Here is a 26450-nt window from a genome sequence, read left to right as displayed (position 1 = left end):
GCGAGATTGGGGAACGCCTTTGACGGGGTGGAGCGACGGGATTCTCCTGCCGGAAACTCACGTCCTGCGAAAGAGGACGGTGGTGTCGAAATACATTCTGCGTTTGACGGCCAGCATGGCCAGTGCCCCGATCAGCGCCGCCGTGATGACACTGGGGAATACGGCACAATGCGCGAGGACCCCGCCGGGAGCATGCCGGTAACAGCGCCGAGTCAGGTACGCCGAGCGCAGTACCTGCGCCGTGTAGAGCAGGTACGGCAGCAGGTACACCGGCCACCACGCCGCCGCCTGCCACAGTCCGATCAGCGGGGCCATCACCATGACGTAGTACTGGAACTCCCACATCACGTGGTAGGAGTTGACGACGATCTTCTCCTTGAGGCGCCGCCGCGTCCGGGCCGCCCTGACCTGGCTGGGCAGATGCTGGATCGCGCCCAGCGTCCACCGGGTCCGCTGCAGGAACATCCCCCGGATCGTCTGCCGCTCGACCTCGTGCGCCAGCACGCGCGGCAGGATCGCCACGCGCCCGCCCTCGCCGATCACCCGGTAGGTCGCGGTCAGGTCCTCCAGGAATCCGTGCTCGAGAACGTCGCGATACTTCTTGTAGTCCACCAGCTGCAGCCCGCCGGGGAAGTTCGCCAGCCCGAAGAGGTTCTTGACGTTCTGCAGAACACTCTGCCGGTACAGGCGGTTGTTGCAGATGACATGGGAGGCCAGCGATCCTCCCGTCTCCTGCTGCGGGAATATCAGGCACGACGAGAAATCACTCTTCTCGCGCCGGTGGAATTCCGCCAGTTCCGCCAGGGCAGTGGGCGCGAGAATGATGTCGGAGTCCATCAGGAGAGCCAGGTCGGTGTCGATCACCGACCCCCCGTGCAGGATGCCGGCCACCTTCCCGGCACGGCCCTCCGGCAGGTGCTGGACATCCAGTTCGACGCCGAGGCCGGCGAACCGCTGGACGTACGACCGCGCAACCTCCTCGGACTCGTCGGTGCACCGGTCCAGCACGACCACGACCTTCGCACAGCAGGTGAGGTCGTTGACGGCGATGGATTCAAGGCAACCGCCCAGGGTGGAGGCGTCGTTGAACACCGGGATCACCACGGAAACCCGCTCCCGGGGCGATCCGAGTGGATCGTCGGCGGCCAGTCCCGCCGGCTGCTGCCACACCGCCACCCGGAAGGAGTTCAGCAAGTAGAAGAGCTGGAAGAAGGCGACAGCTGCGACGGGGAACAGGAGAACCCAGCCGAGCGGGTCGGGACTGGCCACTGCCGTGGAACCTCCCCTTCAGCGCGACCGCGCGGTCTCCAGCCGGGCTTCCATCTCCTGCAGCTCCCGGCCGGACATCCACGGGTAGAAGAGCCAGTTCGTGCGTTCCTCGACGTAGTAGTCCGGGCGCATCGGGGAGTACGCCTTCACCTGGAGGGTGGCCACCTTGGCGACCGCGGCACCCGCCTCCACGATCGTGTCGACCACCAGCCGGACGCTCTCCCCGGAATCGAGGACGTCGTCCACCACGAGCACGCGCCGACCGCGCAGGTCGACCCCGTTCAGGGGAACGACGACAGCCGCCTTCTCCGCCCGGTAGGCCCCGCCACCCTGCCCCGCCCCGGTCAGCTGGCCCCGCTGTTCGACCTTGATCCCCAGCACGAGGTCGATGCCGAGGGCGTTGGCCAGGATGACCCCGGGCACGGCTCCACCCCGCAGCACGCAGACCACCACGTCGAAGGGCTCGTGGATGGAGGCGGCCAGCCGTGCGCAGAGCGCGTCGATGTCGGCCCAGGTGTAGATGTCGATCTCCGCCACCGCGATCACCCCATGTAGCCGTTGCGGACTTCCCAGTCGATCGTGTTGCGCATGCTCACGTCGTAGATCGTCCCGGCGTCCGGGTACTTGCGGTACAACTCCGCTTCCCGTTCGGCCAGCGCGGTGATGTCCGCGACGGACGGCTGAGGGCGCCTCGCCATCGCCGTCCCGGGATCCGCGTGGAAGACGTTGGTGGCCAGCCCGATCCGTCGATCGAGGATCGCTTCCATCCCTTCCATGCTGCTCGCCAGCGGCTCCAGGCCCCAGATGATGCCGCAGTAGACCTGGTAGTCGCCGAAGACCTCCCGCGCGGCGTCCAGCGCGTCCCACCACTTGTCGTAGCCGTAGAGCCGGTCCTTGCCGGGGCAGATCGATGCGAACAGGTCCCGGTCGTAGATCTCGATGTTGAACGCGATGGAGGTGACGCCGGCCCGCTTGTACTCCTCGATCAGCCCCAGATCCTGCGGCGGATGCGTCAGCAGGTGCATCTTGATCTTGGGGTCGCAGGCGTCGTGGATCGCCCGGAGCGGCTCCAGGACCGTGCGCCGCACACCTTCGTCGTCCAACGGGGTGCCCGTCGTGTTGGTGATCATGGGGACGCGCCACCCGGAGTTCTGGATGTGCCGGGTGGCCTCCATGATCCGCTGCCGCGGGAAATCCTTGACCAGCGGTTTGGCCACCGTGCTGCGCGCCGCCCGCAGGGAACAGAAGCGGCACTGCGCTCCCCGGTCGAAGTAGTGGCAGTCCGGGTAGAGGAAGAACCCCGGAGTCACGGCCCCGTAGGCGGAGATGACGTCATCGGTGAGCACGCCGTCGCTGAGTTCCTTGCCGAAGAACGGCAGAGCCTCCGGGAGGCCGACAACCTGACTGAACCGTCCCTCGTGGTAGAGGCACAGGTCCTCACCCTCGAAACGCAGACTCCACGGCGAACCCTCCCGGCGGAGTACGGAGACAACGAGCTCGTCGCCCAGCAGCAGCACCTGCGGCAAGCGGTGGCCCCGCTCCACGCCTCGGTTGGTGACGCAGTATCCGTAGGTGTTCTCGTAGTACTCCTCCGATCTCGACGCGAACATATCGAGATCGAATTGCAGGCCGTTCGAAATGATCGACAACTTCTTCGCGAGTGAACTGCGCAAGCCTCCCCCTCGACGATCCGATCAATAAGGAAAGCAGAACAGCGAGCACGGGCGCCAGATGGCACGGCCACCCCCACAGGGGCACTACTTATCCGCCCTCCGCCCACCCGGGGGGAACATCAGTGATCGCCACAACGACACGCTCTATGCTCCCCTTGCCGACTCCCCTCCAAACTGCGTCCGCCCATTCCCTTCCGCCGCCCAATCACAGCTGTCGAGCCTCCCGTGATTTCCCTGAATGATCGGTAGCGAGAACTCGTCATCAGCCACTGCGACAGCCTCCTATCCCCCGAACCACACCTGGCCCAAGGCAGGCCACTCGCCACTTTTCGAGCCCTTTCGCGGCCGGCTCAAGGTCGCCCCTTTGGTTGTTCCTGATGCCGGAGATATGCCACGACAATCCTGGGGCGTTATTGAAGATGACCTCTGGTTGCGTACATCTGCTGACATCGGTGACGCACCACGCACCCGACTTCCAGCAGCACCCGCACCCACCGCTCGACCCCTCAAGCCTTCGGCTCACACCTCTGCGCCAGTGGAGCGACTGCGCGCCGGCTCACTGGGGGCACGTCCGATCGGGACGCCTGAGCTTCCAAGAGGCCCCTACTTTCGCAGTTCAGAGGCATGTTCGAGCAGAACTACGACCTCTGAAGAGGTGCTCCAGCCCGTGGCCTGGGGGCTTCCCGCCCCCCGGGCCACGGGCACGCGACCGGGCCGCTACGCCCCCGGCTCGGGACGGCGGGCGCGGGGCCAGCGCTCGAGCATCTGCTGCAGTGACACGACGATCTTGGACCAGGAGTCGTTGATGTCGTGCGGGTGCCCGAACCCTCCGGTGGACTCGATGTCGATGAAGCCGTGGAAGGCACTGCGCATCATCCGGACCGCGTCGGTCAGGTCCGGTTCGCGCAGGTCGTAGGCGCGCAGCACCGAGTAGGTCAGTCCGGTGCTGTGGGTGAACCCGCCGGTGTCGGCGGGCGGGAGGGTGTCCGCCGAAAGCTGGGTCGCCGCGTAGCGGCCGGGGTGGCGCAGCGCGTAGCCCCGGTAGGCGTGGGCGAAGGCGGCGAGGCGGTCACCGGGCGAGGACCGGCCCGCGATGGACTCGGCGAGGCGGCTGCTCAGTTCCTCGGCCGCCAGCGAAGCCACCCGGGTGCGCACTTCCTGCAGGCCCCCGATGTGGGAGTAGAGGCTGGCGTCCTTGACTCCGAAGCCGCGCGCGAGCGCCGAGATGGTGACGTTCGCGAAGCCGACACTGTCGGCCAGGTCGGCCGCGGCGTGGACGATGCGGCTGGTGGTCAGGCCGACGCGTGCACCCAATTCGTTCGCTCCTCAAGCATGCCCGGCCCGACGCGGACGGCAGGGCGGGACGACGGAAGGCTTCCGGTTCGGCGGGGCGACGATGAAGCACCGCGTCCCGCACCGCCGGGGAGCGATGGTGCGGGACGCGGGCGACACCGGTGGCTCACTCGCCCCGGAGCTTGGCGATGATCCCCTCGGCGATGGCGCGCGGGACCTCGGCGTAGCCGTGGAACTGCATGCTGTAGCTGGCCCGGCCGGAGGTCTTGCCGCGCAGGTCGCCGACGTAGCCGAACATCTCGGACAGCGGCACCAGGGCCTGCACCAGGCGCGCGCCGGCGCGCTCGTCCATGGCCTGGATCTGGCCGCGGCGGGAGTTGATGTCGCCGATGACCTCGCCCAGGTAGTCCTCGGGGGTGGTGACCTCGACGGCCATGATCGGCTCCAGGAGCGCAGGGTGGGCCATCCGGGCGGCCTCCTTGAAGGCCTGCGAACCGGCGATCTTGAAGGCGAGTTCGGAGGAGTCGACCTCGTGGTAGCCGCCGTCGAGCAGGGTGACGCGGATGCCGGTCATCTCGTAGCCGGCCAGGACGCCGAACTTCATCGCCTCGCGGCAGCCGGCGTCGACGGAGGGGATGTACTCCTTGGGCACCCGCCCGCCGGTCACCTTGTTGACGAACTCGTAGGTGGCCTCCGCGCCGTCCTCGAGGGGCTCGATCGCGATCTGGACCTTGGCGAACTGGCCGGACCCGCCGGTCTGCTTCTTGTGGGTGTAGTCGACGCGCTCGACGGCCTTGCGGATGGTCTCGCGGTAGGCGACCTGCGGCTTGCCGACGTTGGCCTCGACCCGGAACTCCCGCTTCATGCGGTCGACCAGCACCTCCAGGTGCAGCTCCCCCATGCCTCCGATGACGGTCTGCCCGGTCTCCTCGTCCGCGTGGACCTGGAAAGAGGGGTCCTCCTCGGCCAGGCGCTGGATCGCCACGCTGAGCTTCTCCTGGTCGCCCTTCGACTTGGGCTCGATGGCGACCTCGATGACCGGCCTGGGGAAGTCCATCGACTCCAGGACGACCGGCTGCTGCTCATCGCACAGGGTCTCGCCGGTGACGGTCTGCTTGAGGCCCATGACGGCCACGATGTCGCCGGCCCCGGCCGCGTCGATCTCGGTGCGCTTGTTGGCGTGCATCCGGTAGACCTTGCCGATGCGCTCCCGGCGGCCCTTGACCGGGTTCAGCACCGAACTGCCGGAGGCCAGGCGGCCGGAGTAGATCCGGACGAAGGTGAGCTTGCCCAGGTGCGGGTCCGACATGATCTTGAACGCCAGGGCGGAGAGCGGCTCGTCGTCGCTGGGCTTGCGCCGCACGACCTCCTCCGGGTCGGCGACCGCGTGGCCCTCGACCGCGCCGATGTCCAGGGGCGAGGGCAGGTAGCGCGCCACCGCGTCCAGGAGTGGCTGGACGCCCTTGTTCTTGAACGCCGAACCGCAGAACACCGGCGTGACGGTGCTGCTGCCGCCCGCCCCGGTGGAGGCGATCGTGATGCGCCGGACCGCGGCGTCCAGCTGTGCCACGGTGGGCTCGGTGCCCTCCAGGTACAGCTCCATGATCTGCTCGTCGTTCTCCGCGACGGCCTCGAGCAGCCGGCCGCGCCACAGGTCGGCGGCCTCGGCGTGCTCGGCCGGGATGTCGAGCACGTCGTACATCTCGCCCTTGACCGCGTCCGGGGACCAGAGCAGCGCCTTCATCCGCACCAGGTCGATCACGCCCCGGAAGTCGGCCTCGGCGCCGATCGGGAGCTGCATCACCAGGGGGTGCGCCCCCAGCCGGTCGGAGATCATGTCGACGCAGCGCAGGAAGTCGGCGCCGGTGCGGTCGAGCTTGTTCACGAAGCAGATCCGCGGCACCCCGTAGCGGTCGGCCTGCCGCCACACCGTCTCCGACTGCGGCTCGACACCGGCCACTCCGTCGAACACGGTGACCGCGCCGTCGAGCACCCGCAGGTTGCGCTCCACCTCGATGGTGAAGTCGACGTGCCCGGGGGTGTCGATCAGGTTTACGGTGTGGTCGACTCCGTCCAACTCCCAGTGGCAGGTGGTCGCGGCCGAGGTGATGGTGATCCCTCGCTCCTGCTCCTGCTCCATCCAGTCCATCGTGGCGGCGCCGTCGTGGACCTCGCCGATCTTGTACGACACACCGGTGTAGAAGAGGATCCGCTCGGTGGTTGTCGTCTTGCCCGCGTCGATGTGCGCCATGATCCCGATGTTGCGGACGGCAGCAAGGTCGAGCGAGTTCTCAGCCATGACGATCAGTACTTCCTGCGCAGTGGACGGATGGTCGAGCCGGGCTTTCCCGATGACTTACCGTCAGAGCTCGGCGGAAACAGCCGAGTTCAGAACGGACGGCACCGGACACGGCGCTCGACGGATGCCGTGGGGCACCCATGGTGTGAGCGGGGGATCCGCTGGACACGACCCTATACCTAAGATGGATTGGCTTTTGCCTAATATACACAGGGGCGCTATCGTGAGGAAGCATGAAGGCACTGACTGACCCGGAGATCCGCGCATCGTTCGTCAACTGCACCAAGGGGGAGGCGAGTCGGATCGCACTGCCGCGCTACCTTGCCGAACTCCCTTGGGAGGACATGGACTTCCTGGGTTGGCGGGACCCCGGAGCCCCCAACCGGAGCTACATCGTCGCCGAGCACGACGGACGGCTCGTCGGCGTTGCGCTGCGCTTCGCCCAGCGGACCGCCGGCGCCCACTACGGCTCCATGTGCTCGATCTGCCTGACCACGCATGTCGCCTCGGGCGTATCCCTGATGACGGCCCGTAAGGCTCGCCGGGTCAGCGACGACGAGTACGCGTCGGCCGGCGAGTACTTCTGCAGCGACCTCGCCTGCTCGCTGTACGTCCGGGACAAGAAGCGCGCGAACGCGTCGGGGATCCGGATGAAGGAGAACCTCACCACGGAGGAGAAGATCACCCGCACCCGGGCGAACCTGTCGAAGTTCCTGACCAAGGTCGTCACGGCCTAGGAACTGTGGGGCCGGTACGGCCTCGGCCCCCCGCCGAAGCCGTACCGGCCGCTCTCAGCGGGGCCAGCGCCGCCCGACCCGGGTGACGACCGCCGGGCGGGCCTGGACGAGGTGGATCTCGCCGTCCGCGGTGATGGCGCCCTCGATCTCCTGGGGCCCGCCGAAGTGGCCCTCCAGCCCGCGGGCCAGCCGGGCGATCCGCCGTGCGGTCTGGACGTCGAGCACCGGACGGTGCGCCAGGTCCTCGGGCACCTCGGTGACGGTGGTTCCCCCGGTGTCGGCGGGCACCAGTCGGCGGGTCTTGCGCACCGTGCGCAGCTCGACCACCCCGGTGCCGACGTCCACCGAGAAGCGGTCGACGTCCGCCCGCCCTCGCGTCACGCCCTCGCCCAGTCCGTAGGCCGCCGCCAGATGAGCCTGGTCGGCGATGTCCGGGGCGCTGCGGAGCTCGCGGCTGACGGCCACGAAGGACCGCTCGGCCCGTACCAGTCGCTGGATCCCCACCGCCATCCGGGTCGCCGCCGGGTCACTGCCGCGGGCGAAGCGGTCGAGCACCCGCTCGGCGGTGAAGGCCGAGGCCCAGCACTGGGACACCCGGTCGATGAGCTCATCGCGCCCGACCACCAGGAAGCCGCCGCCCGGGGCCGGGGCCGCCTCCTCCCCGCCGCCGGGCGCCCCTGCCCGGGCAGGCACCGCACAGGACCGCACCGCCACGGTGCCACCGTCGTCGGTCAGGCGGTCGTATGCCTCCAGCAGCGCCGCGGCCAGGCCGTCCGGCACCCCCGCGCCGCGCACCTGGGCACGGGCCCGCGCCGCCCAGGCCGCCAGCTCCCCCGAATCCCGCACGGCCGGAGCGCTGATGCCGGTCTCGGCCTGCACCGTGTCGAAGGCCTCGACCGACACGCACACGAATTCCGGCACCCGGTACCCGGCCGCCAGCAGCCAAGCCTGACGCGCGAACTTGTGCCCCACCAGTAGCGGATCGGCGGCCTGCGTAGCGCCCCCGGGGAAGACCAGTCGGTGCGCCGCCGGCGCCGTCGCCCGGCGTCCGCCCCGCGCATCCGCCGTCGCAACCAGTCGCGTCTGTTCCGATATCACCGGTGCCTCCTCCTCACCCGATCGCCGGTGTTGCGTGCCGTACCGCACAGCGCGTCGGGTGCCGCCGGCCGGGGCCGGCGGCACCCGACGCGTTTCCGGGGCGGGGGCGCCGACGCCGCCGCGACCCGTCTCGCCGTCACTGACCCCACTGCATGTAGATCACCGGCGGCTCACGGCCGGGCAGCTGCTTCAGCGGCGCGAAGTCCAGGCCGAGCACCTCGCGCAGGGCCGTGGTCTCGCCCGGCCACTTGGGGTGGGCGAGCTCGTCGAAGGCCAGGATGCTCCCCTTGGTCAGGTGCGGCTTGATCGCCTCGAGCAGCTCCTTGGTCGGCTGGTACAGGTCCAGGTCGAAGTAGGCCATGGCGATGATCGTCTCGGGGTTGTCGGCCAGGTACTGCGGCACCGTCTCGCGGACGTCGCCCTGGACGACGAAGGAGCGCTGGGTGTGGCCGAAGGGCTCGGTGGCCTCGTGGGCGGCGAGCACCTCGCGCAGATGCTGCACCTCACCGTCGGGCACGGCGAAGCGGCCGGGCACGGCGCTGGTGCTGACCTTGTCGACCGAGTCGATGTCCTCGGGGAATCCGGTGAAGGTGTCGAAGCCGACGATGCGGCGCAGCGAGTTGTAGGGCTCGTAGATGCTGCGCAGCGCGGTCAGGGTGGCCAGGTGGCGGCCGTGGAGGACGCCGAACTCCATGATGGTGCCCGGAACGTCGCCCAGCATGCGGTACAGCTGGTCCATGGACAGCAGGTCGGCCAGCTGGTGGCGGCGCATGTAGACGGCGAGGTTGTCGATCAGGTACTGCGGCGGGATCGGCGTCTCGACGAGCAGCTTGGTCAGGCGCTCACGGGCGTCGCGGTCCTGGGCTGACTCGTGCGGCACGATCAGCGGGTCGGTGAACTTCTCTGCCGTCATGGGAGGTTGTCCTTTCGAGTGGTGCCGGGCCGACCGGTCCGGCGGATCCGTGGGGGTGGTGGTCAGGAGAGCCATGCGTCGGGGGCCGGGCCGCCCCGTCCGACCGGCGGGAACAGCTGCTCGAGCTGGGACAGGAGGGCCTCGGGCGGCGGTGAGGTGAGGGCGGCGAGCGCACCGTCGATGTGCTGCTCGGTGCGCGGACCGATCACCGCGGCGGTCACCCCGGGCCGGGACAGCGTCCAGGCCAGCGCCGCCTGCGCGGGATCGGTGCCGAAGTCGGCGCACAGCTTCTCGTAGGCCTCGATGGTGTCCCGGTGCTCCAGCAGGGCCTCCGCGGCCCGGCCCTGGGCCGACTTGACGGCGTCGTTGTCGCGCATCTTGCGCAACACGCCGCTGAGCAGGCCGCCGTGGAGCGGCGACCAGACCATGACGCCTAGTCCGTAGGCGGCGGCTGCGGGGATGACCTCCAGCTCGGGGTGGCGGGTGACCAGGTTGTAGACGCACTGCTCGGACACCAGTCCCAGGCCGTTGCGGCGCCGGGCCGCCTCCTGGGCGGAGGCGATGTCCCAGCCGGCGAAGTTCGAGGAGCCGACGTAGCGCACCTTGCCCTGGGTGACGAGCAGGTCCATCGCCTGCCAGACCTCGTCCCAGCCGACGGACCGGTCGATGTGGTGCATCTGGTACAGGTCGATGTGGTCCGTGCCCAGTCGGCGCAGCGAGGCCTCGCAGCCGGCGACGATGTTGCGGGCGGACAGGCCCTGGTCGTTGAGGCCGTCGCTCATCGGGTCGCCGACCTTGGTGGCGAGCACCACCTGGTCGCGACGGGCGGGCTGCTTGGCGAGCCAGCGGCCGATGACCTCCTCGGTGTGGCCCTTGTAGACGCGCCAGCCGTAGGTGTTGGCGGTGTCGACGACGTTGATGCCCTGGGCGAGGGCGTGGTCCATCAGCCGGTGCGCCTCGGGCTCCTCCACCCGGCCGCCGAAGTTGACGGTGCCGAGGACCAGTCTGCTGACGCGCAGTCCGGTGCGGCCGAGCCGTGTGTGGATCACGTGGTCTTCCCTTCGGACGGCCCTGACACGACGGCCAGGGCCTGGGTGGTGTCAGGCAGTCGGCGCACCAGGTCGCGCGCGCCGATCACGGCCAGTGCGACGCTGGTGAGCGTGGGGTTGCAGGCCGTGGGCGTCGGGATCACCCCGTTGCCCGCCAGGTAGAGGTTCTCCAGGCCCCAGACCCGGCAGGCCGGGTCGCAGACGCTGCTGCCGTCGTCGGCGGCGCCCATCCGCACGGTCCCCTGGTAGTGCAGGGAGCTGCCGCCGGGCAGGATCCACGGGCTCTCCCCCGCCAGCGGCCTGCCCACCAGCGCGCTCAGTCGCAGCGCCTCGGCCTGGGCGCGGCGCAGGGTGCGGCGGTCCGCTTCGCCCAGGGTGTGACGGATCGTCATCGCCGGCATGCCCAGCCAGTCCTGGTCGGTGTCGCTGAACTCCAGCCGGTTGTCGCGCCGCGGCTCCTGCGCGGTGAACAGGTGGATGGAGAGCAGGGGCTTGGCGGGCGGCTCGCCGGTACCGGGGCGGGCCAGGGTGGCCGGGTCGATCCGGGTGAGCATGCCGTGGAACGGGTACTCCTCGCCGTCGCAGGGGATCCAGGTCACCCCGCTGGCCGCGAGGGTGGAGACCGTGGAGTCCGACATCACCGGCGCCGGGCCCGTCGACTCCGCGGCCACGGCCTCCGCCTCGGGCAGGTCGACCTCGGCCAGCAGTGAGACCTGGGAGTGCTCGTTGAGGTAGCGACCCAGGGCGCCGGGGCGCACGCCGGAGGCGAAGAGCAGCTGCGGGGTCCGCAGCGGGTCGGCCGCCACCACGACGTGTTCGGCCCGCACCTGGTACGCGGTGCCGTCGGCCCGGTCGCGCAGCCGGACGCCGAGGGCGCGGCCGTCCGCGGTGAGGATCCGCTCGCAGAGCGTGTCGGGGCGCAGTTCGAAGTGCGGGTTCGCGCCGGCGACCAGGTCGCCGAGGACCACGTCGGTGCCGCAGCGCCGGAGGCCCGCCGGGGTGTTGCGGACCGCCATGGGCATGGGCTGCACCCGCCGCCCGGGGGCGCGGTCCTCGTCCAGGTCCGCGCCGAGCACCTGCTGCAGGTGGGCGGCGAAGGCCGAGCCCTGGAACTGCGTGCTCGAGACGTCGAGCAGTCGCTCGGCGACGGTGAGGGCCTCGTCCAGGACGGCGGGGTCGAGGAACGGGATCCGCTCCGTGCCGTCCGGACGGGGACTGGCACCGAACCAGTGGGATCCCATGCCGCCGACGTTGCAGGCCTGTTGGGCCGCCGGCAGGCCGTCGTCGGCGGGCTCGCCGGAGCCCGCCGGGATCAGCCCGGGCCGGGTGAGGAGCGCGCGGGCGCGGTCCTCGGGGGTCCGGTGCTGGGCGACGGCCGAGGCGGCCGAGAGCGGGTAGCGGTGCTGGTGGGGGCCCTGGGAGGCGATGACGGCGCGTTCGCGCTCGCCCGCGTCGGTCAGGTTGGCCAGGTGCGCGCCGGGCGGGTCGGTGACGGCGGGGCCGGCCTCGACCATCAGCACCCGGGCCCGGGGCCGGGCATCGGTGATGAGGCGGGCGTAGGCCGCCCCGGTGGGGCCGCTGCCGACGATGACGACGTCGACGTGCTCGGTGAAGTGCGGTTCAGACACGGCTGCGGTCCCCTCGGTCACAGCGAACGGGCGATGACGACGCGCTGGATCTGGTTGGTGCCCTCGATGATCTGGAGCAGTTTGGCCTCCCTCATCCAGCGTTCGACCGGGTGGTCCTGGACGTATCCGTAGGCGCCCAGGGCCTGCACGGCGTCGGTGGTGACGCGCATCGCGGTATCGGTGGCGAACAGCTTGGCGCGGGCGGCCGCGGCGGTGACGGCGGAGGGCGCGGCCCCCCGGTCGAGGGCCTGGGCGGCCTCGCGGACCAGCGCGCGGGCGGCCGCGACCTGGGTGGACATGTCGGCGAGCATGAAGGCCAGACCCTGGAAGTCGGCGACGGGGCGCCCGAACTGACGGCGGGTCTTGGTGTAGGCGACCGCGTAGTCCACGGCGGCCGCGGCCAGCCCCACGGCGCAGGTCGCGATGCCCAGGCGGCCGCGGTCGAACAGACCGGTGGCGATCAGGAACCCCTTACCGGGCCGGCCGATCAGGCGCTCGGCCGGCACCTGCGCGCCGTCCAGGGCGATGGCCGCGGTGGGTGACGAGCGCGCGCCCATCTTCTTCTCCAGGCCCTGCACCACCAGACCGGGGGTGTCGGCGGCGGTGAGCAGCACGGACAGTCCGCGCGCGCCCTCGCCCCCGGTGCGGCAGAAGATGTTGTAGAAGTCGGCCTGACCGGCGTGGCTGATCCAGGACTTGGTGCCCTGGAGCGTGTAGGTGTCCTGCTCGCGGTCCAGGCGGGCGGTGCAGGCCAGCGCCGAGATGTCGGAGCCGGCCTCGGCCTCGGAGATGCAGTTGGCGCCGAGCCGCTGGCCGCCCAGCATGTCCGGCAGCCACCGCTCGCGCTGGCGGTCGGTGCCGTAGGCGGCCACCGGGTAGCAGGACAGGACGTGGATGTTGACCGACTGGGCGACGGCGAGCCAGCGCCGGGCGAGGATCTCCAGGACGGTGAGGTACTCCTCGTAGCCCAGGCCGCCGCCGCCGTACTCGGCGGGGTAGGGCAGGCTGAGCAGCCCGGCCCGGCCGAGGGTGTCGAGGATCTCCCGCGGGAAGTGCGACTGCGCCTCGAACTTGTCGGCGTTGGGGGCGAGTTCCTTGTCCGCCAGCTCCTCGGCCAGGGCCAGTAGCTCGCGCACCGCCTCCTTGGTCGATATCCGGGGCCCGTCGGCGACGAGGGGTAGATCGGTCATCGGGTCGGCGCCTCTCAGTGAGGATGGGTGTCGTGGACGGTACGGCGGGGGCCGGGGGTGCCGGCCGGCAGCGCGATGCGCAGGCGGACCCGGTGGGCGGGTCCGTCGAAGGCGAGGGCCGCGGCGCAGCCGCCCAGCGGGGGCAGCGTGCGCCAGGCGAAGTCCCGGCCGTGCCCGCGCCGGGCCAGCAGCGGCCCGGGGAACCGGCCCGGCCGACGGGTCAGACCGCGTCCGGTGGCCTTGGCGTGCGCCTCGAGGATCGTCCAGCGCCGGGCCAGGGCGGTGGGACGGCGGTCGGGGTCCAGGGCGGCCAGTTCGCGTTGCTGCTCGGGTGTGCAGCAGCGCCGCAGCAGGCCGTCGGTGATCGGGACCGGTGCCTGGACGTCGATGCCGACGGCGCGGCCGACGGCGACGGCGACGGCGACGGTCTCGCCGCTGTGGGACAGGCTGATGCCGGTCGCCGGCAGGTCCGCCAGCACGGGCTTGCCGCGGTCGGTCAGGACGATCCGGCTGGCGGCGGCCCCCGCCCCGAGGGTGTGGTCCAGAGCCCACCGCAGCAGTCCGCGCCCGGCGGTGAACTCCAGGGCCCGGTGCGGCGGGCAGGCCGCCGCACGGGTCCGTTCGACCGCGCTGAGCAGGTGCCCGTAGCGGTCCGCGGCGGTGGCGGCGTCGCAGACGGCCACCAGGATGCCGGGGGTGGCGTGGCCACTCACCACGTGCTGATGTCCGGCCAGGTGCGCCGGACCCGGCGCACGGCGTAGTCCCAGTACGAGCGCACCGACAGGTCGGCGTAGATGAAGTCGCGCTTGAGGGCGACGTCCTTGTCGCTCGACCAGCTGTAGGGGACGCCGGCCTGTTCGGCGAGCAGTTGCAGCCGGCAGGCGCGCTCGAGGACCTGGGCGAACACGGCCGCGTGCCGCACGCTCCGGCCGATCACCACCGAGCCGTGGTTGCGCAGCAGGACGCCGTTGCCGTCGCCGAGCGCGTGCGCGATGGCCTCGCCGGTCTCCTGGTCCAGGACCGTGTTGCTGGTCAGGGTGAACAGGCCCAGGGCGTCGACGAAGTGCGCGCCGTCGTGCGAGACGGGTCGCAGCGTCAGGTGGGTGGCGCCGAACACCAGGGTGTGCGGGGCGTGGCTGTGCACGATGCCGTTGACGTCCGGGCGGGCGCGGTAGATCGCCTGGTGCAGCGGGAGTTCCGGTGGGGCCAGCGGATCGATGGGGGCCGCCGGATTGGTGTCGGCCGCCACGATCTGGTCGGGACTCGCCTCGTCGAACCCGACCAGGGCGTTCTTGATGTAGAAGGTGTCCGAGCCGGGCATCCGCGCGGAGATCTGCCCCTGGTTGAAGTCGTCGTGTCCGTCCAGGGAGAGCATCCGGGCGCCCAGGGAGATCTGCTCGGCCATCCGGGTCGGCACCCGGCGTTCGGTCGTGGTCGCCGTCACTGGCTCTCCTCCGCTCGGCCGGTGGCGCGCGCCATGGCGGCCACCATGTCGTCGAACACCTCGTGGACGGTGTAGCTGCCGGGGGCGTGGCCCACGGCCCAGGTCGCGACCCCGATGGCGCCGGCCGCGGCCGCCCGGAGCGAGGCGACGTGATGGCCGATCACCAGGCTCTGCTCCGGCCAGCCGAGGCTGACGGTGTGGTCGCTGACGGCGGGCCCGTGGCGCAGCGAGGCCACGTCGGCGGGGTCGGCCCCGGTCTGCCGGGTCCACTCCCGGGCCAGCAACTCGGCCGTGGTGCTGGGCCGGTGGGCCTTGGTGGCCGGGTGGCGCTCCAGCACGGCGGCCTCGGGCACGGCGCCGTCGATGCCGGCCCGCGCCATCGTCGTCACCACCTGCGCGACGCTGCGCAGGGCGCGGGTCTGCAGGTAGTTGCCCAGCGACAGGTTGGCGGCCAGCACCACCGGCACCCCGGCGGCCAGGGCTCGCAGTCGCTGCAACTGGGCGTCGGGCAGCGCGGAGACGCACTCGACCAGCGGCAGTCCGAGCTCACCGCACAGGTCGGCGACCTGGCCGGTGACGGCCGGGGCGGAGCAGTCGATGACGACGTCGGCCGCGGGGCCTTGGCGCCAGGTGTCCACGGCGCGGGGCTCGTAGACCCGTACGGAGTGCCCCTCGGCCTGGGCGAGTCCGCCGACCGCCGCGGCGAGCCGGCCGGTGCCGACGATCCCCAGGACCGGCTCAGGCATCGCCGGACTCCAGCTGCTGACAGACCAGGTCGACGATGCTGTCGATGGTCTCGAAGCGCTCGCTGTCCTCCTCCGGGTCCAGGTAGACACCGAGCTCGTTCTCCACGGTGTCGATCATCCGGATGTAGGCGAGGGAGGAGTAACTGACGGCTGGCAGCGACCAGTTGGCGGCGGCGAGGGCCTGCTCGGTCAGATCGCCCTCGGCGGAGCCGAGCACGATGCGCACGATGCGCGGACGGATCTGGTTCGGGGACACGGGCATGACTGCGTTCTCCTGGCGGGTCGTCACTGGGGCTGGCCAGTGGTGTCGAACAGGCCGCGCAGCTGGGCCATGGCGGGTTTGCCGGTGGAGCCGCGGGGGATCTGGGGCACGACGCGGATGAGACTGGGGACCTTGTAGGCGGCGATGCGCTCGGACAGCCGGCGGCGCCCCTCGGCCGGGTCGAAGCCGGGTTCGGCGGTGATCACGGCAGCCAGTGCGCTGCCACCGTGCCGGTCGGGGGTCTCCAAGACGACCGCGTCGGTGATGCCGGGGACGTCGAGGAGCGCGTGGGTGACCTCGAGGGCGTCGATCTTGCGCCCGCCGACGTTGATCTTCTGGCTGGTGCGTCCGGTGAGCACCAGGCTGCCGTCGCTGAGGTAGCCGGTGTCGCCGGTGTGGTAGAAGCCGTCCTGGTCGATGCGGCCCTCCAGTACGCCGGGGGCGTTGAGGTAGCGGGTGCCCATGGACTGGCTGTGCACCTGCACCACCTCGGGCGCGGCCGCGGTGCCGGCCCGCAGGCGCACGCCGGGCAGCGGCTGGCCCAGGCCCGGATCGGTCAGCGGGTCCGCAGCGAAGGTCAGCGGGCCCGCCTCCGCCACCCCGAAGTAGTTCTGCAGCGGCACGCCGGTGCGCGCCGTGAACTCGCTCCGGGTGTCGGGGCGCAGCGGCGCCGCCGAGGAGACCGCCATCCTCAGGTTCGGCGGTGCGGTGCCGTCGGCGGGGCGGCGGACCAGCGACTCGTAGAGCGCCGGGAAGCCGACCAGCCGGGTGGCGGCGGTGCTCGCGAGCAGCCGCGACACCGCGCCGCCGGTGGGCAGTCCGCTGCCCAGGTGCAGGTCGGCGCCGACCAGGAAGGCGGAGAGCAGTGAGGTGTTGAAGGCCAGGCCGTTGGAGAGGGAGGCGAAGCACAGGATGCTGTCGCCGCCCGAAAGGCCGGTGCCCTCGGCCCAGTTCGCCGCGGCCCGGTGCACCGCGGCGCCGGCGAACTCGATGCAGTTGGGACGGCCGGTGGAGCCGGAGGTGAACCGGCACACCTGGGTCAGGTCGTGCAGCGCGGGCGCGTCCTCCCGCGCGGGCAGGCCGGTCGCCAGCAGCGACCCCAGCGTGCCGCGCGGGGTGCCGACCTCGGGCGCGGCCGCGGCCTCGTCCTGGAGCAGCAGGTCGAGCCCGCAGTCCTGCCAGATGAGCTGCACCTCGCGCGGGCCGCTGGCCCGGTCGATCAGGAAGGGCACGCTGCCGGCCTTGAGGACGGCCAGGTAGGCGACCAGGTAGGCGACCGAGTTGCCGGACTGGATGGCGACCCGGTGCCGCTCGCCGGGGCCGAGCAGGGCGCGCAGCTGGGTGGCCTGCTCATCGGCGGCCCGGTCCAGCTCCCGGTGCGTGAGGCGGGTGTGACGGTCCGTGACCTGCGCCCGGCCGCCGCCGTCGCGCAGGGCCTTGGTCATGATGTCGGCGAGCATCGGTCAGCGCCCCCCGTGGGCGTAGGCGCCCTGCAGGCGGTCGATCTTTCGGGCGGCGGCGCCGCGCGGCCCGAGCATCGCGACGTAGAGGACCTCGTCCTGATCGGTCAGCCCGGCGAGGCGGTGCCAGGCCGCGGCGTCGAAGCCACCGATGGTGGTGATCGCCACGTCGGCGTCGGTGGCGCCCAGGTAGAGCAGGTGGGCCAGGGCCCCGGCGCGCAGCAGCGCGTGGTCGATCCCGGCCATGCCGTGCCGGAAGACCTGCTCCCGGCGGCCGTGGAAGACGACGGCGGCGGCCGTGTGACGCAGGTGCTCCTGCCCCATGCAGATCCGCACCAGGTCGTCGTCACTGCTCGTGACGCGACCGCGGGGTGCGGCGTCCTCGGTACCGGCGCCCAGGACGCGGTAGGCGCCGGGGGCCAGACCGTCCACCCGGCGGGCGACCAGCGTGGCGCCGAAGCCGTCCGCGGGCGGCAGGTCGGTGGGCAGCGGGGTGCTCATGACGGCCAGCGCCCGCCGAAGCGCGTCGGCCGGCACCGGGCCGGGCCCGAAGTCCTTGGCGGAGCGCCGGACGGCGGCGAGCCGGGCCAACCGGGCCAGCTGGGCCGGCTGCGGCGCCGCGGCCGCCTCGGTGCCGTCCAGCAGGCTGAGCGGCGGGGTGCCTGAGGACGCGGTCGGCCATTCGTGACGGAATTCGGCCAGCTGTTGCCAACATCGGTACTCGAAGTGCTCGGGCCGCCGGGGCGAGCGGTGCGTGTCCCGGTGGTCGGTGCAGCTCCAGGCGCCGGGCTCGGGCGACCGGTGGCCGGCCGGGCCGTCCAGCAGCAGCACGCTGTGCGGCAGGAGGTAGTCGTCCCCCAGGCCGAGCAGGGTGTTCAGCGGGCCGGTCGCGGCACCGGTCAGCCACCGCGCCCGGCGGTGTCCGGCCGCGGCCAGGCACAGCAGATGGGTGCCCAGGTGCGCGGTGTCCAACTGGGCGTACAGATAGCCGCGTTCGTCGTACTTACGGATGGACAGCCAGGGCCGCACCACGAGCAGCACCAGGCTGGCGTCGGGGCCCGGCAGCGCGAGGCCGCCGTCGCACAGCGCCTTGTCCACCTCCTCGCCTTCGTGGGTGAGGTAGCAGGTGCGCCGGGCCACGTCCACGGAGAACACCCGCGGCCCGTCCGGACCGCCGGTGACCACCCGCAGTTCGTAGGGCTGCAGCGCGCCGGCCGAGGGGGCGCTGTGACCGCCGGTGGCGGAGCCTTGCGCGGAGGCCTCGAACAGGGCCAGGGCGGCGTGCAGTTCGGCGGGTACGGCCATCGGCCGCGGGCGCGGCGTGCCGTCGGGGGCGGCGACCAGCGTCATCCGCCGCCACAGGCGCTGGGCGGTCTGCTCGGCCCGCTCGGCGCCGAGCCCGTCGGCCGGGTCGGCCAGGCCCCCCAGGGGGTGCCCTGCGGCCCGGTCGCACACCAGAGAGTCTTGATCGTTCACCGGTTTCGCTTCTCCTTTCCTGCCAAGACGGAGCGGCGTCAGCACCTGCGGCTGCCACTGGCGGATGAGACGCGCCAAGGTGATTGCGTACGCAGAGTGAGCATTGCCGAAGACGGGGAACGGGATTTCCAATTAATCCGGTGAAATAATCTTGCCAGAGGCGATCAAGGCCGTGTAGACCATTTAGTGGCCTGGAGCGGCCATGACCGCCGGGGGACATGCCAGCAGGGAGGCCGCGAGGTGCCGGTGCAGCAGGATGAAATGTCGGAGAATGCCGTGGGAACGCTGTCGGAGCTACTGGAAAGGCAGCAGCGGGCGCTGGTCAGCGCGGCGGACTGCGCCCGGCTGCTGGAGTCCCACGTGTCCGCGCTGGCCGTGCACCGCGCCGCGGTCCCGACCGGCCGCGCCGGCGACCCGGTGGAGGTCCACGACCCGGCGCGGGCCCATGAGCTGCTCGACGCCGCGGTGGCGCTGGCCCGCGATCAGATCCGCCTGATCCAGCCGTCGGTCATCGCCCGCCACCTGGTCATCGACCGCCTGGGCGGCGACTGGCGGGAGCGCGGGTCGCGGGTCAACGTGCGCACCATCCACCAGAGCGGCCTATTACAGAACGCCACGGCCGTCTCCCACCTGGAGAAGCTCTCCCGGCGCGGGGTCCAGATCCGGGTGGCGCCGCTGCTGCCGTTCCGGCTGGTCGTCGTCGACGACGAGATGGCGCTGGTGTGCCTGCCGGACTCGACGCTGCTGGTGCGCCAGCCGGCCCTGCTGCAGGTCCTCGTCCGGATCTTCGAGTACTGCTGGGACGACGCGCGCGACCTGCGCACCGGCGCGGCGGAGGACGACGGGCCGTGCCCGGACGACCGGCCGGTCGGCACCCGGGCCCCGGTGAGCCTGACCGAGCAGCAGCTGGTCATCCTGCGGCTGTGGGCCAAGGGCCGCCAGGACCTGGAGATCGCCCGCGAACTGCACGTCTCCCCGCGCACCCTGCGCCGCACGGTGTCCGCACTGCTGCGCCGACTGGGCGTGAGCAGCCGCTTCGAGGCCGGCGTCATCGCCGCGCGGACCCACCAGCTGCTGCCCGAGCCGGATCCGCTGCCCGCGCACTCCTGACACCCGGCGGCCAGGGCGGCGCGCCGGGCCCTGGCCGTCAGCGGCCAACTTGCCCCCTGCCGCGCGCGGCGCGCGCTTGGCAGAATCGAGCGGTACGGGCTGCCGCGGCCCCCGACCGGGCCGGCGCACCGGCCCGCTGCCCTGCGCGCACGACGTGCCGTCGACCGCCGCGCATCCCTTTCTCCAGTGCCCCGCCCGCCGGCGCGACCGCCGGATGCGCCCACCCGGTCGCACCCGCCCGCCCGCGCGCCGGCCACCCCCATCCACCCTCCCCCCGGGAGTCCGCCATGCGTGTTGCCCGCAACGCCCCGACCATCGACGCCGTCACGGCGCCGCCCCTGCCCGTCCTGGGAACGGACGTCATGGTGCCGCTCGTCACCGGCGACGACGTGCCCTACGCGGCCCTCGACTACGCGGCCAGCGCCCCGGCCCTGCGCAGCGTCTGGGAGGAGGTGTGCGGGTACGTGCCGTACTACGGCAGCGTGCACCGCGGCGCCGGCTACCTCTCGCAGCTGTCGACCGACCTGTACGAGGCCAGCCGCGTCACCGTGCACGAGTTCCTCGGCTGTCGCGCCGACGACGAGGTCGTCTTCACCCGCTCCACCACCGACTCGCTCAACCTGCTGGCCTCGGTGCTCCCGGCCGGCACCCAGGTCTACGCCTTCGAGACCGAGCACCACGCGGCGCTGCTGCCCTGGCGCGGCGCCGAGGTCACCGTCCTGCCCGCGCCGGCGTCGCGCCAGCAGGCGGTCGAGACCGTGGCCGAGGCGCTGGCGGGCCGCGACCCGCACCGGCCGGGCCTGGTGTGCGTCACCGGCGCCTCCAACGTGACCGGCGAGCTGTGGCCGATCGCCGAGATCACCGAGGTGGCCCATGCCGCCGGGGTGCGCGTGGTGGTGGACGCCGCGCAGCTGGTACCGCACCGCCCGGTGGACCTCGCCGAGCTGGGCGCGGACTACATCGCCTTCTCCGGCCACAAGATGTACGCGCCGTTCGGCGCCGGCGTGCTCGCCGGCCGCCCCGACTGGCTGGCCGCCGCCGAGCCCTACCTGGCGGGCGGCGGCGCCAGCCGGCTCGTCGTGCACGGCGAGCAGGGCCTGTCGGTCCAGTGGCAGCAGGGCAGCGCGCGGCACGAGGCCGGCTCGCCCAACGTCATCGGCGCGTACTCGGTGGCGGCGGCCTGCCGGGCGCTGAGCGCCGCGGGGTTCGAGACGCTGGTGGCCCGCGAGGAGGCGCTGCTGGAGCGGACGCTGACCGCGCTGGCCGGCATCCCCGAGGTGCGGGTGCTCTCCCTGCTGGGCCGGACCAGCCCCCGGGTGGGGGTGATCGGCCTTGTCGTCGACGGGTGGAACAGCTCCCACCTGGCGGCGGCGCTGTCCGCCGAGCACGGCATCGGGGTGCGCGACGGCATGTTCTGCGCCCACCCGATGGTGCGCCGCCTGCTGGGCGCCGACCCGGACCAGCCTCAGGAGTGCGCCGCCCCGGAGCCGGCCGGGCCGGGCGAGCGGCCCGCCAACGCGGTGCGGATGAGCTTCGGGGCGGGGACCCCCGTGGAGCACCTGGACCGGTTCGTCGCGGCGGTGGCGGACCTGGTCGCCAACGGCGCCCGCTGGACCTACCGGACCGAGGGCGGCCGCTGCGTTCCGGTGCGCTGACGGGAACGCCGAGATGTGCGCCCGCATTACCCGATGAATTCGGGAGTGCGGGCGCACATCTCTTTTCGGAAAAGCGACTGGTTATGCGTCGGCCGATTTCCGCCGGGAATGCTATGAGGACAGGCCGAAGGAAGGCCGCCCGGGCGGGTTCCGGGCGGCCACGAACCAGGAAATCGATTACGGAGAGTAGTTGTATCGGGGTCAGTAGGTCGGCAGCGAGGGGTCGATCCGCTCGGCCCAGGCGACGATGCCGCCGCCCAGGTGCGCGGTGTCCAGGCGGCCGGCCTGCCTGGCCACCGCCAGCACCTCGGCGGAGCGGATCCCGGACCGGCACAGGAACACGATCCTGCGGTCGGTGGGCAGCCGCTGGACCGCGTCACCGTTCAGGAACTCGTCCTTGGGGACGAGCGTCGAGCCGGGCAGGCTCACGAAGGCGTACTCGTCGGGCTCGCGCACGTCCACCAGGGCGATCGGCTCCTCGCCGTCGAGCAGCTCCTTCAGCTCCTCCACCGACAGGGTCGACTCGCGCGCCGCCACGGCGGCCTGCGGCGACAGGAGCCCGAAGAACGGCTCCGCCGCGGTCGGTTCGGCCGGCCGGTCAGTGCGCGGATCGCGGCGCAGCGGCACGGTCACGCAGGTGGCGGCCATCGCGTCGTACTTCATCACCCGGCCCACCAGCGGCTCGCCGGCGCCGGTGAGCAGCTTGAGGGCCTCGGTGGCCATGGTCACCGCCAGCCAGGACCCCACCGCCCGCAGCGCGCCGGACATGCCGCGGAAGTAGGGGGTGGGAGGCTCCGGGAACAGGTCCCGCAGGGTGGCGCCGTGGACGTCCCAGAAGACCGCCACCCGCCCGCCGGTGGCGTCCATGGACCCCCACACGTAGGGCTTGCCGGCCTGCGCGCAGACATCGTCGGCCAGTTGACAGCGGGCCGGGTCCTCACCCGCGCAGACCACCAGGTCGTAGCCGGCGACCAGGTCCGCCGCGGTGGTCACGTCGAAGCGGCCCTCGACGACGGTGCGCACCGCCGGGTGGGTGGCGGTCAGGGCCCGGGCCCAGGCGTCGGCGCGGGTGGCCGGCTCGTCGGCCACGATGCCCAGGTAGCGGTCCCACGGGTTGAGCGGGGAACCGTCGCTGATGCCGATGGTGCCCACGCCCCAGTCGGCGAGGTGGGCGATCAGCGGTGCGCCGATCTCGTCCGCGCCGATGACCAGCACCCGGGCGGCGGCGAGCCGGCGCTGCGCCGTCATGCCGTGGCCGGCCAGGATCACCTGGTGCGCGTGCCGCCGGGCCTCGTCCTCGGACAGGTCGGAAGCGGGCTCCGCGAGCGGGGGGAAGGGCATGTGTGCTCCTGTCTTGGAAGGATGACGATGCATCAGGACGCGTCGGCGGCGGCCCAGTCGGGCACGTTCAGGATCTCCAGCACCGCGGCGCCCCAGTTGAAGCCGTAACCGGCCCCCGCCAGCAACACGCGGTCGCCTGCGGCCAGTTGACCGGTGCGCAGCAGGTGGTCGAGGGCGGCGGCCTGGTCCCCGGAGCCCAGGTGGCTGATCTGGCGGCCGAACTCCCAGGTGGTGCGCTCGCGCTCGACGCCCATCTCGGCGAGCATGCCCCACCAGCGCACCGTCTGGCCGTTGTTGGGCATGACGAAGCGCCGGATGTCGTCGGCCTCGCACTTGGCCTCCGCCAGTGCCTGCTGGAGGCACCCGCTGATGCCGTCGGCGACCCGCAGCGAGATCTCCTCCAGGTCGCTCAGGTGGCGGCGCATGAAGTCGGCCTTCCGCCCGCGCATGTTGAGCGGCTTGTCGCCCGCGGCCGGGGCGTCCTTGAGCGTCCGCCCGCGGTACATGCCCTCCAGCGAGGAGTCCGAGGTGAGCACGCAGGAGACGACGCGGGCGAACCCCGGGCGCCTGGTGAGCAGCATGGCGGTGCCGCCGTCGGCCATCACCGTGCCGCTCTCGGTGCGGAACCGGTCGAAGCCGGGGAGGCAGAACCGCTCGCCGGTGGTGATCAGGACGGCGGCGGTGTCCTCGCAGGCGGCCAGAAAGGTCGAGGCGAGCGAGAGGGCGGCCAGCCCCCCGTTGGACTTCTGGTCAACCTCCACGGCCGGGGCGCCGCCACCGATGGTGTGGTGCTGGATGTAGGAGGACGGGGTCCACATGTCCTGGCCCTGGAAGTACGCGCTGGCGTGCAGCAGCAGCCGGACGTCCGCCGGGTCGGCCTCGGAGCGTTCCAGCGCCTGGCGCACGGCCGCGACCGCGAGGTCGGGGGCGTGGTCGTCCTCGGAGACGGTCACTCCCAGCAGGCCGTTGGCGATGTGCTCGGACGCGGCGTACCGGCCGTCGGCTGCCGCCTCGGCGAGGTCGAGCCTGCGACCCAGCCGTACGCCGAGGCTGTCGAGGTAGATGTCGTTGACGAGCATGTCCAAACCTTCCGTCGGCGGTGGGGGCGATGGGACCGGGCGTTCAGTGGTGGGGCGTCACAGGTAGGCACCCCCGGTGGCCTTCAGGCATTCGCCGGTCACCCAGCGGGACTGCTCGGAGGCCAGGAACGCGACGACGTCGGCGACGTCGCCCGGCTGGCCGAGCCGGCCGAAGACCGTCCTGGCCGCCGCCTCCGCGGCCTCCTCGGGGTGCTCGCGCAGCCGGGCGCGGTGCAGGTCGGTCTCGATCAGTCCGGGGGCGACCGTGTTGACGGTGATGCCGGACGGTCCCAGCTGCGCGGCGAGCGAGCGGCTGAACGCCTCCAGCGCGCCCTTGCTCATGGCGTAGCCCAGGACGTGCGGGTGGGCGACCTGATGGGCGACGGAGGACACGTTGACGATCCGGCCGCCCTCGCCCATCAGCGTCAGGAGCCGCTGCGCGATGAAGAGCGGGGACTTGACGTTGATCTCGAACACCCGGTCGAGGTCCTCGGGCGTGATGGTGGTGATGTCGGCGCGGCAGCCGATGCCCGCGTTGTTGACCAGGACGTCCAGCCGGGCCGCGCCGGTGTGCTCGCGCAGGCCTGCCTCGACGCCGGCGGCCAGGGTCTCGACGGCGCCCGGGGTGCCCAGTTCGGCCCGCACCGGGAAGGCGTTGCCGCCGGCGGAGCGCACCGCCGCCACGGCCTGGGCGGCGGCGGCGTCGTCGCGCCCGTAGTGGACGGCCACCGTCGCGCCCATAGCGCCCAGGCGTTCGGCGATGGCCCGTCCGATGCCCCGGCCGGCGCCGGTGACCAGCGCGGTCCGCGGTGCGGGACCATTCATGGCTTTCCCCCTCGAAGAGTCGTACATGGCACGGATGAAGAGCACGGCCCGGGCGGCGACCACCGCGCCCGGCCGGTGCGGGGGTGCGGCCCGGTCGGGGACCGGCGGGTGGCCGTCACGCGGGCCGGCCGCTCCCGCGCGGTGCTCGCGCGCGGTCCAGGAGTGCGGTCAGGACGTCCGCCAGCTCGGCCTCGGGATCGCCCGCCGGCACCCGGGTCCGCCAGCCGACGAAGCCGTCGGGGCGGACCAGCAGTGCGCCGCCGTCCTCGATGCCGACGGCGGCGGCCCAACTCGGGACGGACTCCACGGCCGCCTCGACGAGGTGGGCGTCGACCGGGACGTCGAGCCGGGACGCCACCTCGGCCGCTGCCTTCAGCCATGCCGCTCCGTCCGGTCCGGCGAGCAGCGTGAAGCGGTAGTCGACCAGGTCCAGCGTGGAGCGCCTCCGCCCGCCCGGAGCCAGCCAGTGGTGCGGCAGCCGGGAGCCGGGCGAGCCGTCCAGGTCGGGCTCGACCTCCTCCGTGGAGGGCAGCGGCGCGACCGGGCCGATCACCGCGCCGGAGTCGTAGCGGTAGCCGAGGTGGATCACCGGTGCGTTGAGCGCGCCGGCCGAGGCGCGGTGCCGGCGGCCCTGCTCGCCGGTCTGCCAGTGCAGGGACGGGTCCTCCAGGCGCAGCATCGACTGCTCCAGCGCGGTGGCGGCGACCGGGCGGCGCTCGTGCTCGTAGCTGTCCAGCAGGGCGTCTCCGGCCTGTCCGCCCAGCACGCAGGCCAGTTTCCAGGCCAGGTTGTGGGCGTCGGCCGCACCGGTGTTCATGCCGAAGGCGCCGACCGGGGGAATGACGTGGGCGGCGTCCCCGGCGAGGAAGACCCGACCGTCCCGGAACCGGTCGGCGAGCGCCCCGCGCACCTGCCAGGGCAGGATGCTCACCACCTCGAGGGGCAGGTCGTCGCGGCCGACGGCGGCCCTGATCCGGTCGGCGCACCGCTGCGGGGTGAAGTCGTCCGGGGTGAGGCCGGCGTCCCGCGGATAGCGGAAGGCGTAGATCCACTCGCGGTCGCCGTCGACGGGCAGCAGGCCGCCCGCCGCCTCGGGGGTGGTGATGTCGCAGACGGTGAACGGCCGGCCGCCGGTGAACTCGCTGAGGTCCGCGTGGAAGAGCACGCTGATCAGCGGGTCGCCGATGACACCCGGCCCGCTGGTGCCGATGCCCAGGCTCTCGCGGACGCCACTGCGGGCGCCGTCCGCGGCCACCAGGTAGCGGGCCCGGACCTCGACGAGGCCGTCGGGGCCGGTCAGGCGCGCGGTGACCCGTGCGTCGTCCTGGGCGAAGGCGACCATCTCGGTACCGAACTCGATCCGCGCACCGGCGTCGCGCGCCGCGGCGGTGATCACCTTGTCCAGGCGGCCCTGGGGGCAGGTGCCGCGCAGGTGGCGCGGCGTCACGTCGCGGAACGCGTCGGTGCGGGGCGGGGCCTGTGCGGACAGGGTCTCCAGGTCGGCCTCCGCCAGGGTGGGGGTGGCGAACATCTGGAGGTCACCGCCCCGCATGTCCATGCACTCGGCGTCGACGGCGTCGGCGATGCCGGCCGTGTGCAGCAGTTCCACGGTGCGCGGCCCGATGCCCATGGCCCGCGGGTGCGCCAGCGGTGCCGGGTGCCGCTCGGCGACGAGGGTGCGCACCCCCGCGCGGGCGAGGAACAGGGCGGTGAAGAGACCCACCGTACTGCCCCCGACCACCAGCACGTCGGTGTCCAGGGCCTCGGTGGCCGGGGTCCCGTTGTCCGGGGCATCGATGTCGCTGCTCGGCATTGCTTCGGCTCTCCTCGTCTGGGCCGGCACGGGTCTTGCGGGATCAACAACGGCAGGCGGATGCCGCCCCGGTCACGGCCGGGGCGGCAC

At 72.3% G+C, this 26450-nt stretch carries 23 protein-coding genes; 3 read left to right on the top strand and 20 right to left on the bottom strand.

From position 1 onward, the window contains the following. Positions 1-57 precede the first annotated feature (57 nt). The 5 genes from O1G21_RS27280 to fusA all read right to left on the bottom strand — a co-directional run bounded on the left by O1G21_RS27280 (position 58) and on the right by fusA (position 6534). Complete coding sequence (locus O1G21_RS27280) at positions 58-1269, bottom strand: glycosyltransferase (RefSeq protein WP_270147354.1); 1212 nt, start codon at positions 1267-1269, stop codon at positions 58-60. Positions 1270-1287: 18 nt separating this feature from the next. After that, positions 1288-1806 carry a phosphoribosyltransferase gene (locus O1G21_RS27275; protein WP_270147353.1) on the bottom strand — a complete coding sequence of 173 codons (519 nt, stop codon included), beginning with the start codon at positions 1804-1806 and terminating at the stop codon, positions 1288-1290. 5 nt (positions 1807-1811) lie between these two features. After that, positions 1812-2942: a radical SAM protein gene (locus O1G21_RS27270; protein WP_333493498.1), complete on the bottom strand. Its 1131-nt coding sequence runs from the start codon at positions 2940-2942 to the stop codon at positions 1812-1814. A gap of 717 nt (positions 2943-3659) precedes the next feature. Beyond that, a complete protein-coding gene (locus O1G21_RS27265) occupies positions 3660-4256 on the bottom strand; it encodes a TetR/AcrR family transcriptional regulator (protein ID WP_270147349.1) in 597 nt (198 codons plus the stop codon). 145 nt (positions 4257-4401) lie between these two features. Continuing rightward, positions 4402-6534: an elongation factor G gene (gene fusA, locus O1G21_RS27260; RefSeq protein ID WP_270147347.1), complete on the bottom strand. Its 2133-nt coding sequence runs from the start codon at positions 6532-6534 to the stop codon at positions 4402-4404. A 233-nt stretch (positions 6535-6767) separates the two neighbouring features. On the opposite strand from fusA, the gene O1G21_RS27255 reads away from it, so the two are divergent. After that, positions 6768-7271, top strand: a complete 504-nt coding sequence (locus O1G21_RS27255) for an FBP domain-containing protein (protein ID WP_270147345.1) — start codon at positions 6768-6770, stop codon at positions 7269-7271. 54 nt (positions 7272-7325) lie between these two features. Here the strand turns inward: O1G21_RS27255 and O1G21_RS27250 are convergent, their stop codons facing one another. The 11 genes from O1G21_RS27250 to O1G21_RS27200 all read right to left on the bottom strand — a co-directional run bounded on the left by O1G21_RS27250 (position 7326) and on the right by O1G21_RS27200 (position 18537). Next, positions 7326-8243 (bottom strand): PEP/pyruvate-binding domain-containing protein, encoded by a 918-nt coding sequence (locus O1G21_RS27250; protein WP_270147344.1) that lies wholly within the window; start codon positions 8241-8243, stop codon positions 7326-7328. A gap of 262 nt (positions 8244-8505) precedes the next feature. Continuing rightward, the gene (locus O1G21_RS27245; RefSeq protein ID WP_270147342.1) at positions 8506-9282 is read right to left on the bottom strand and encodes a class I SAM-dependent methyltransferase; all 777 of its coding nucleotides are present in this window, start codon (positions 9280-9282) and stop codon (positions 8506-8508) included. Positions 9283-9344: 62 nt separating this feature from the next. Continuing rightward, complete coding sequence (locus tag O1G21_RS27240; RefSeq protein WP_270147340.1) at positions 9345-10331, bottom strand: aldo/keto reductase; 987 nt, start codon at positions 10329-10331, stop codon at positions 9345-9347. Continuing rightward, entirely contained in the window at positions 10328-11959 is a 1632-nt protein-coding gene (locus tag O1G21_RS27235; RefSeq protein WP_270147339.1) for a GMC oxidoreductase, read from the bottom strand. Before O1G21_RS27235 ends, O1G21_RS27240 begins: the two co-directional genes overlap by 4 nt. A gap of 17 nt (positions 11960-11976) precedes the next feature. Continuing rightward, positions 11977-13149: an acyl-CoA dehydrogenase family protein gene (locus O1G21_RS27230; protein WP_270147338.1), complete on the bottom strand. Its 1173-nt coding sequence runs from the start codon at positions 13147-13149 to the stop codon at positions 11977-11979. A gap of 14 nt (positions 13150-13163) precedes the next feature. After that, the gene (locus O1G21_RS27225) at positions 13164-13862 is read right to left on the bottom strand and encodes a 4'-phosphopantetheinyl transferase family protein (protein ID WP_270147337.1); all 699 of its coding nucleotides are present in this window, start codon (positions 13860-13862) and stop codon (positions 13164-13166) included. Further along, complete coding sequence (locus O1G21_RS27220) at positions 13859-14593, bottom strand: class II aldolase/adducin family protein (RefSeq protein WP_270147336.1); 735 nt, start codon at positions 14591-14593, stop codon at positions 13859-13861. Before O1G21_RS27220 ends, O1G21_RS27225 begins: the two co-directional genes overlap by 4 nt. Then, a complete protein-coding gene (locus O1G21_RS27215) occupies positions 14590-15339 on the bottom strand; it encodes a dihydrodipicolinate reductase C-terminal domain-containing protein (RefSeq protein ID WP_270147335.1) in 750 nt (249 codons plus the stop codon). Before O1G21_RS27215 ends, O1G21_RS27220 begins: the two co-directional genes overlap by 4 nt. Beyond that, positions 15332-15601, bottom strand: a complete 270-nt coding sequence (locus tag O1G21_RS27210) for a hypothetical protein (RefSeq protein WP_270147333.1) — start codon at positions 15599-15601, stop codon at positions 15332-15334. Before O1G21_RS27210 ends, O1G21_RS27215 begins: the two co-directional genes overlap by 8 nt. Before the next feature lie 23 nt (positions 15602-15624). Further along, a complete protein-coding gene (locus tag O1G21_RS27205) occupies positions 15625-17061 on the bottom strand; it encodes a class I adenylate-forming enzyme family protein (protein WP_270147332.1) in 1437 nt (478 codons plus the stop codon). A 3-nt stretch (positions 17062-17064) separates the two neighbouring features. Then, positions 17065-18537 carry a nitroreductase family protein gene (locus tag O1G21_RS27200; RefSeq protein WP_270147331.1) on the bottom strand — a complete coding sequence of 491 codons (1473 nt, stop codon included), beginning with the start codon at positions 18535-18537 and terminating at the stop codon, positions 17065-17067. Positions 18538-18813: 276 nt separating this feature from the next. Here O1G21_RS27200 and O1G21_RS27195 point away from each other — a divergent pair, with 276 nt between their 5' ends. Both O1G21_RS27195 and O1G21_RS27190 read left to right on the top strand, forming a co-directional pair. After that, positions 18814-19647: a helix-turn-helix transcriptional regulator gene (locus O1G21_RS27195; RefSeq protein ID WP_270147330.1), complete on the top strand. Its 834-nt coding sequence runs from the start codon at positions 18814-18816 to the stop codon at positions 19645-19647. Positions 19648-19934: 287 nt separating this feature from the next. After that, complete coding sequence (locus O1G21_RS27190; protein WP_270147328.1) at positions 19935-21302, top strand: aminotransferase class V-fold PLP-dependent enzyme; 1368 nt, start codon at positions 19935-19937, stop codon at positions 21300-21302. Between the two features lie 201 nt (positions 21303-21503). On the opposite strand, the gene O1G21_RS27185 is transcribed toward O1G21_RS27190, so the two are convergent. The 4 genes from O1G21_RS27185 to O1G21_RS27170 all read right to left on the bottom strand — a co-directional run bounded on the left by O1G21_RS27185 (position 21504) and on the right by O1G21_RS27170 (position 26360). Continuing rightward, entirely contained in the window at positions 21504-22643 is a 1140-nt protein-coding gene (locus O1G21_RS27185; protein ID WP_270147327.1) for a ThiF family adenylyltransferase, read from the bottom strand. Positions 22644-22675: 32 nt separating this feature from the next. Continuing rightward, positions 22676-23722, bottom strand: a complete 1047-nt coding sequence (locus tag O1G21_RS27180; protein ID WP_270147326.1) for a ketoacyl-ACP synthase III family protein — start codon at positions 23720-23722, stop codon at positions 22676-22678. 57 nt (positions 23723-23779) lie between these two features. Further along, positions 23780-24547, bottom strand: coding sequence for an SDR family NAD(P)-dependent oxidoreductase (locus tag O1G21_RS27175; protein ID WP_270147325.1), 768 nt, complete (start codon positions 24545-24547; stop codon positions 23780-23782). A gap of 115 nt (positions 24548-24662) precedes the next feature. Beyond that, the gene (locus O1G21_RS27170) at positions 24663-26360 is read right to left on the bottom strand and encodes an FAD-dependent monooxygenase (protein WP_270147324.1); all 1698 of its coding nucleotides are present in this window, start codon (positions 26358-26360) and stop codon (positions 24663-24665) included. Positions 26361-26450 lie beyond the last annotated feature (90 nt).

The sequence above is a fragment of the Kitasatospora cathayae genome (assembly GCF_027627435.1).
Lineage (GTDB): Bacteria > Actinomycetota > Actinomycetes > Streptomycetales > Streptomycetaceae > Kitasatospora > Kitasatospora cathayae.
The sequence above is the reverse complement of the archived record's forward strand: the minus strand, read 5'-3'. Positions and strand labels throughout refer to the sequence as shown.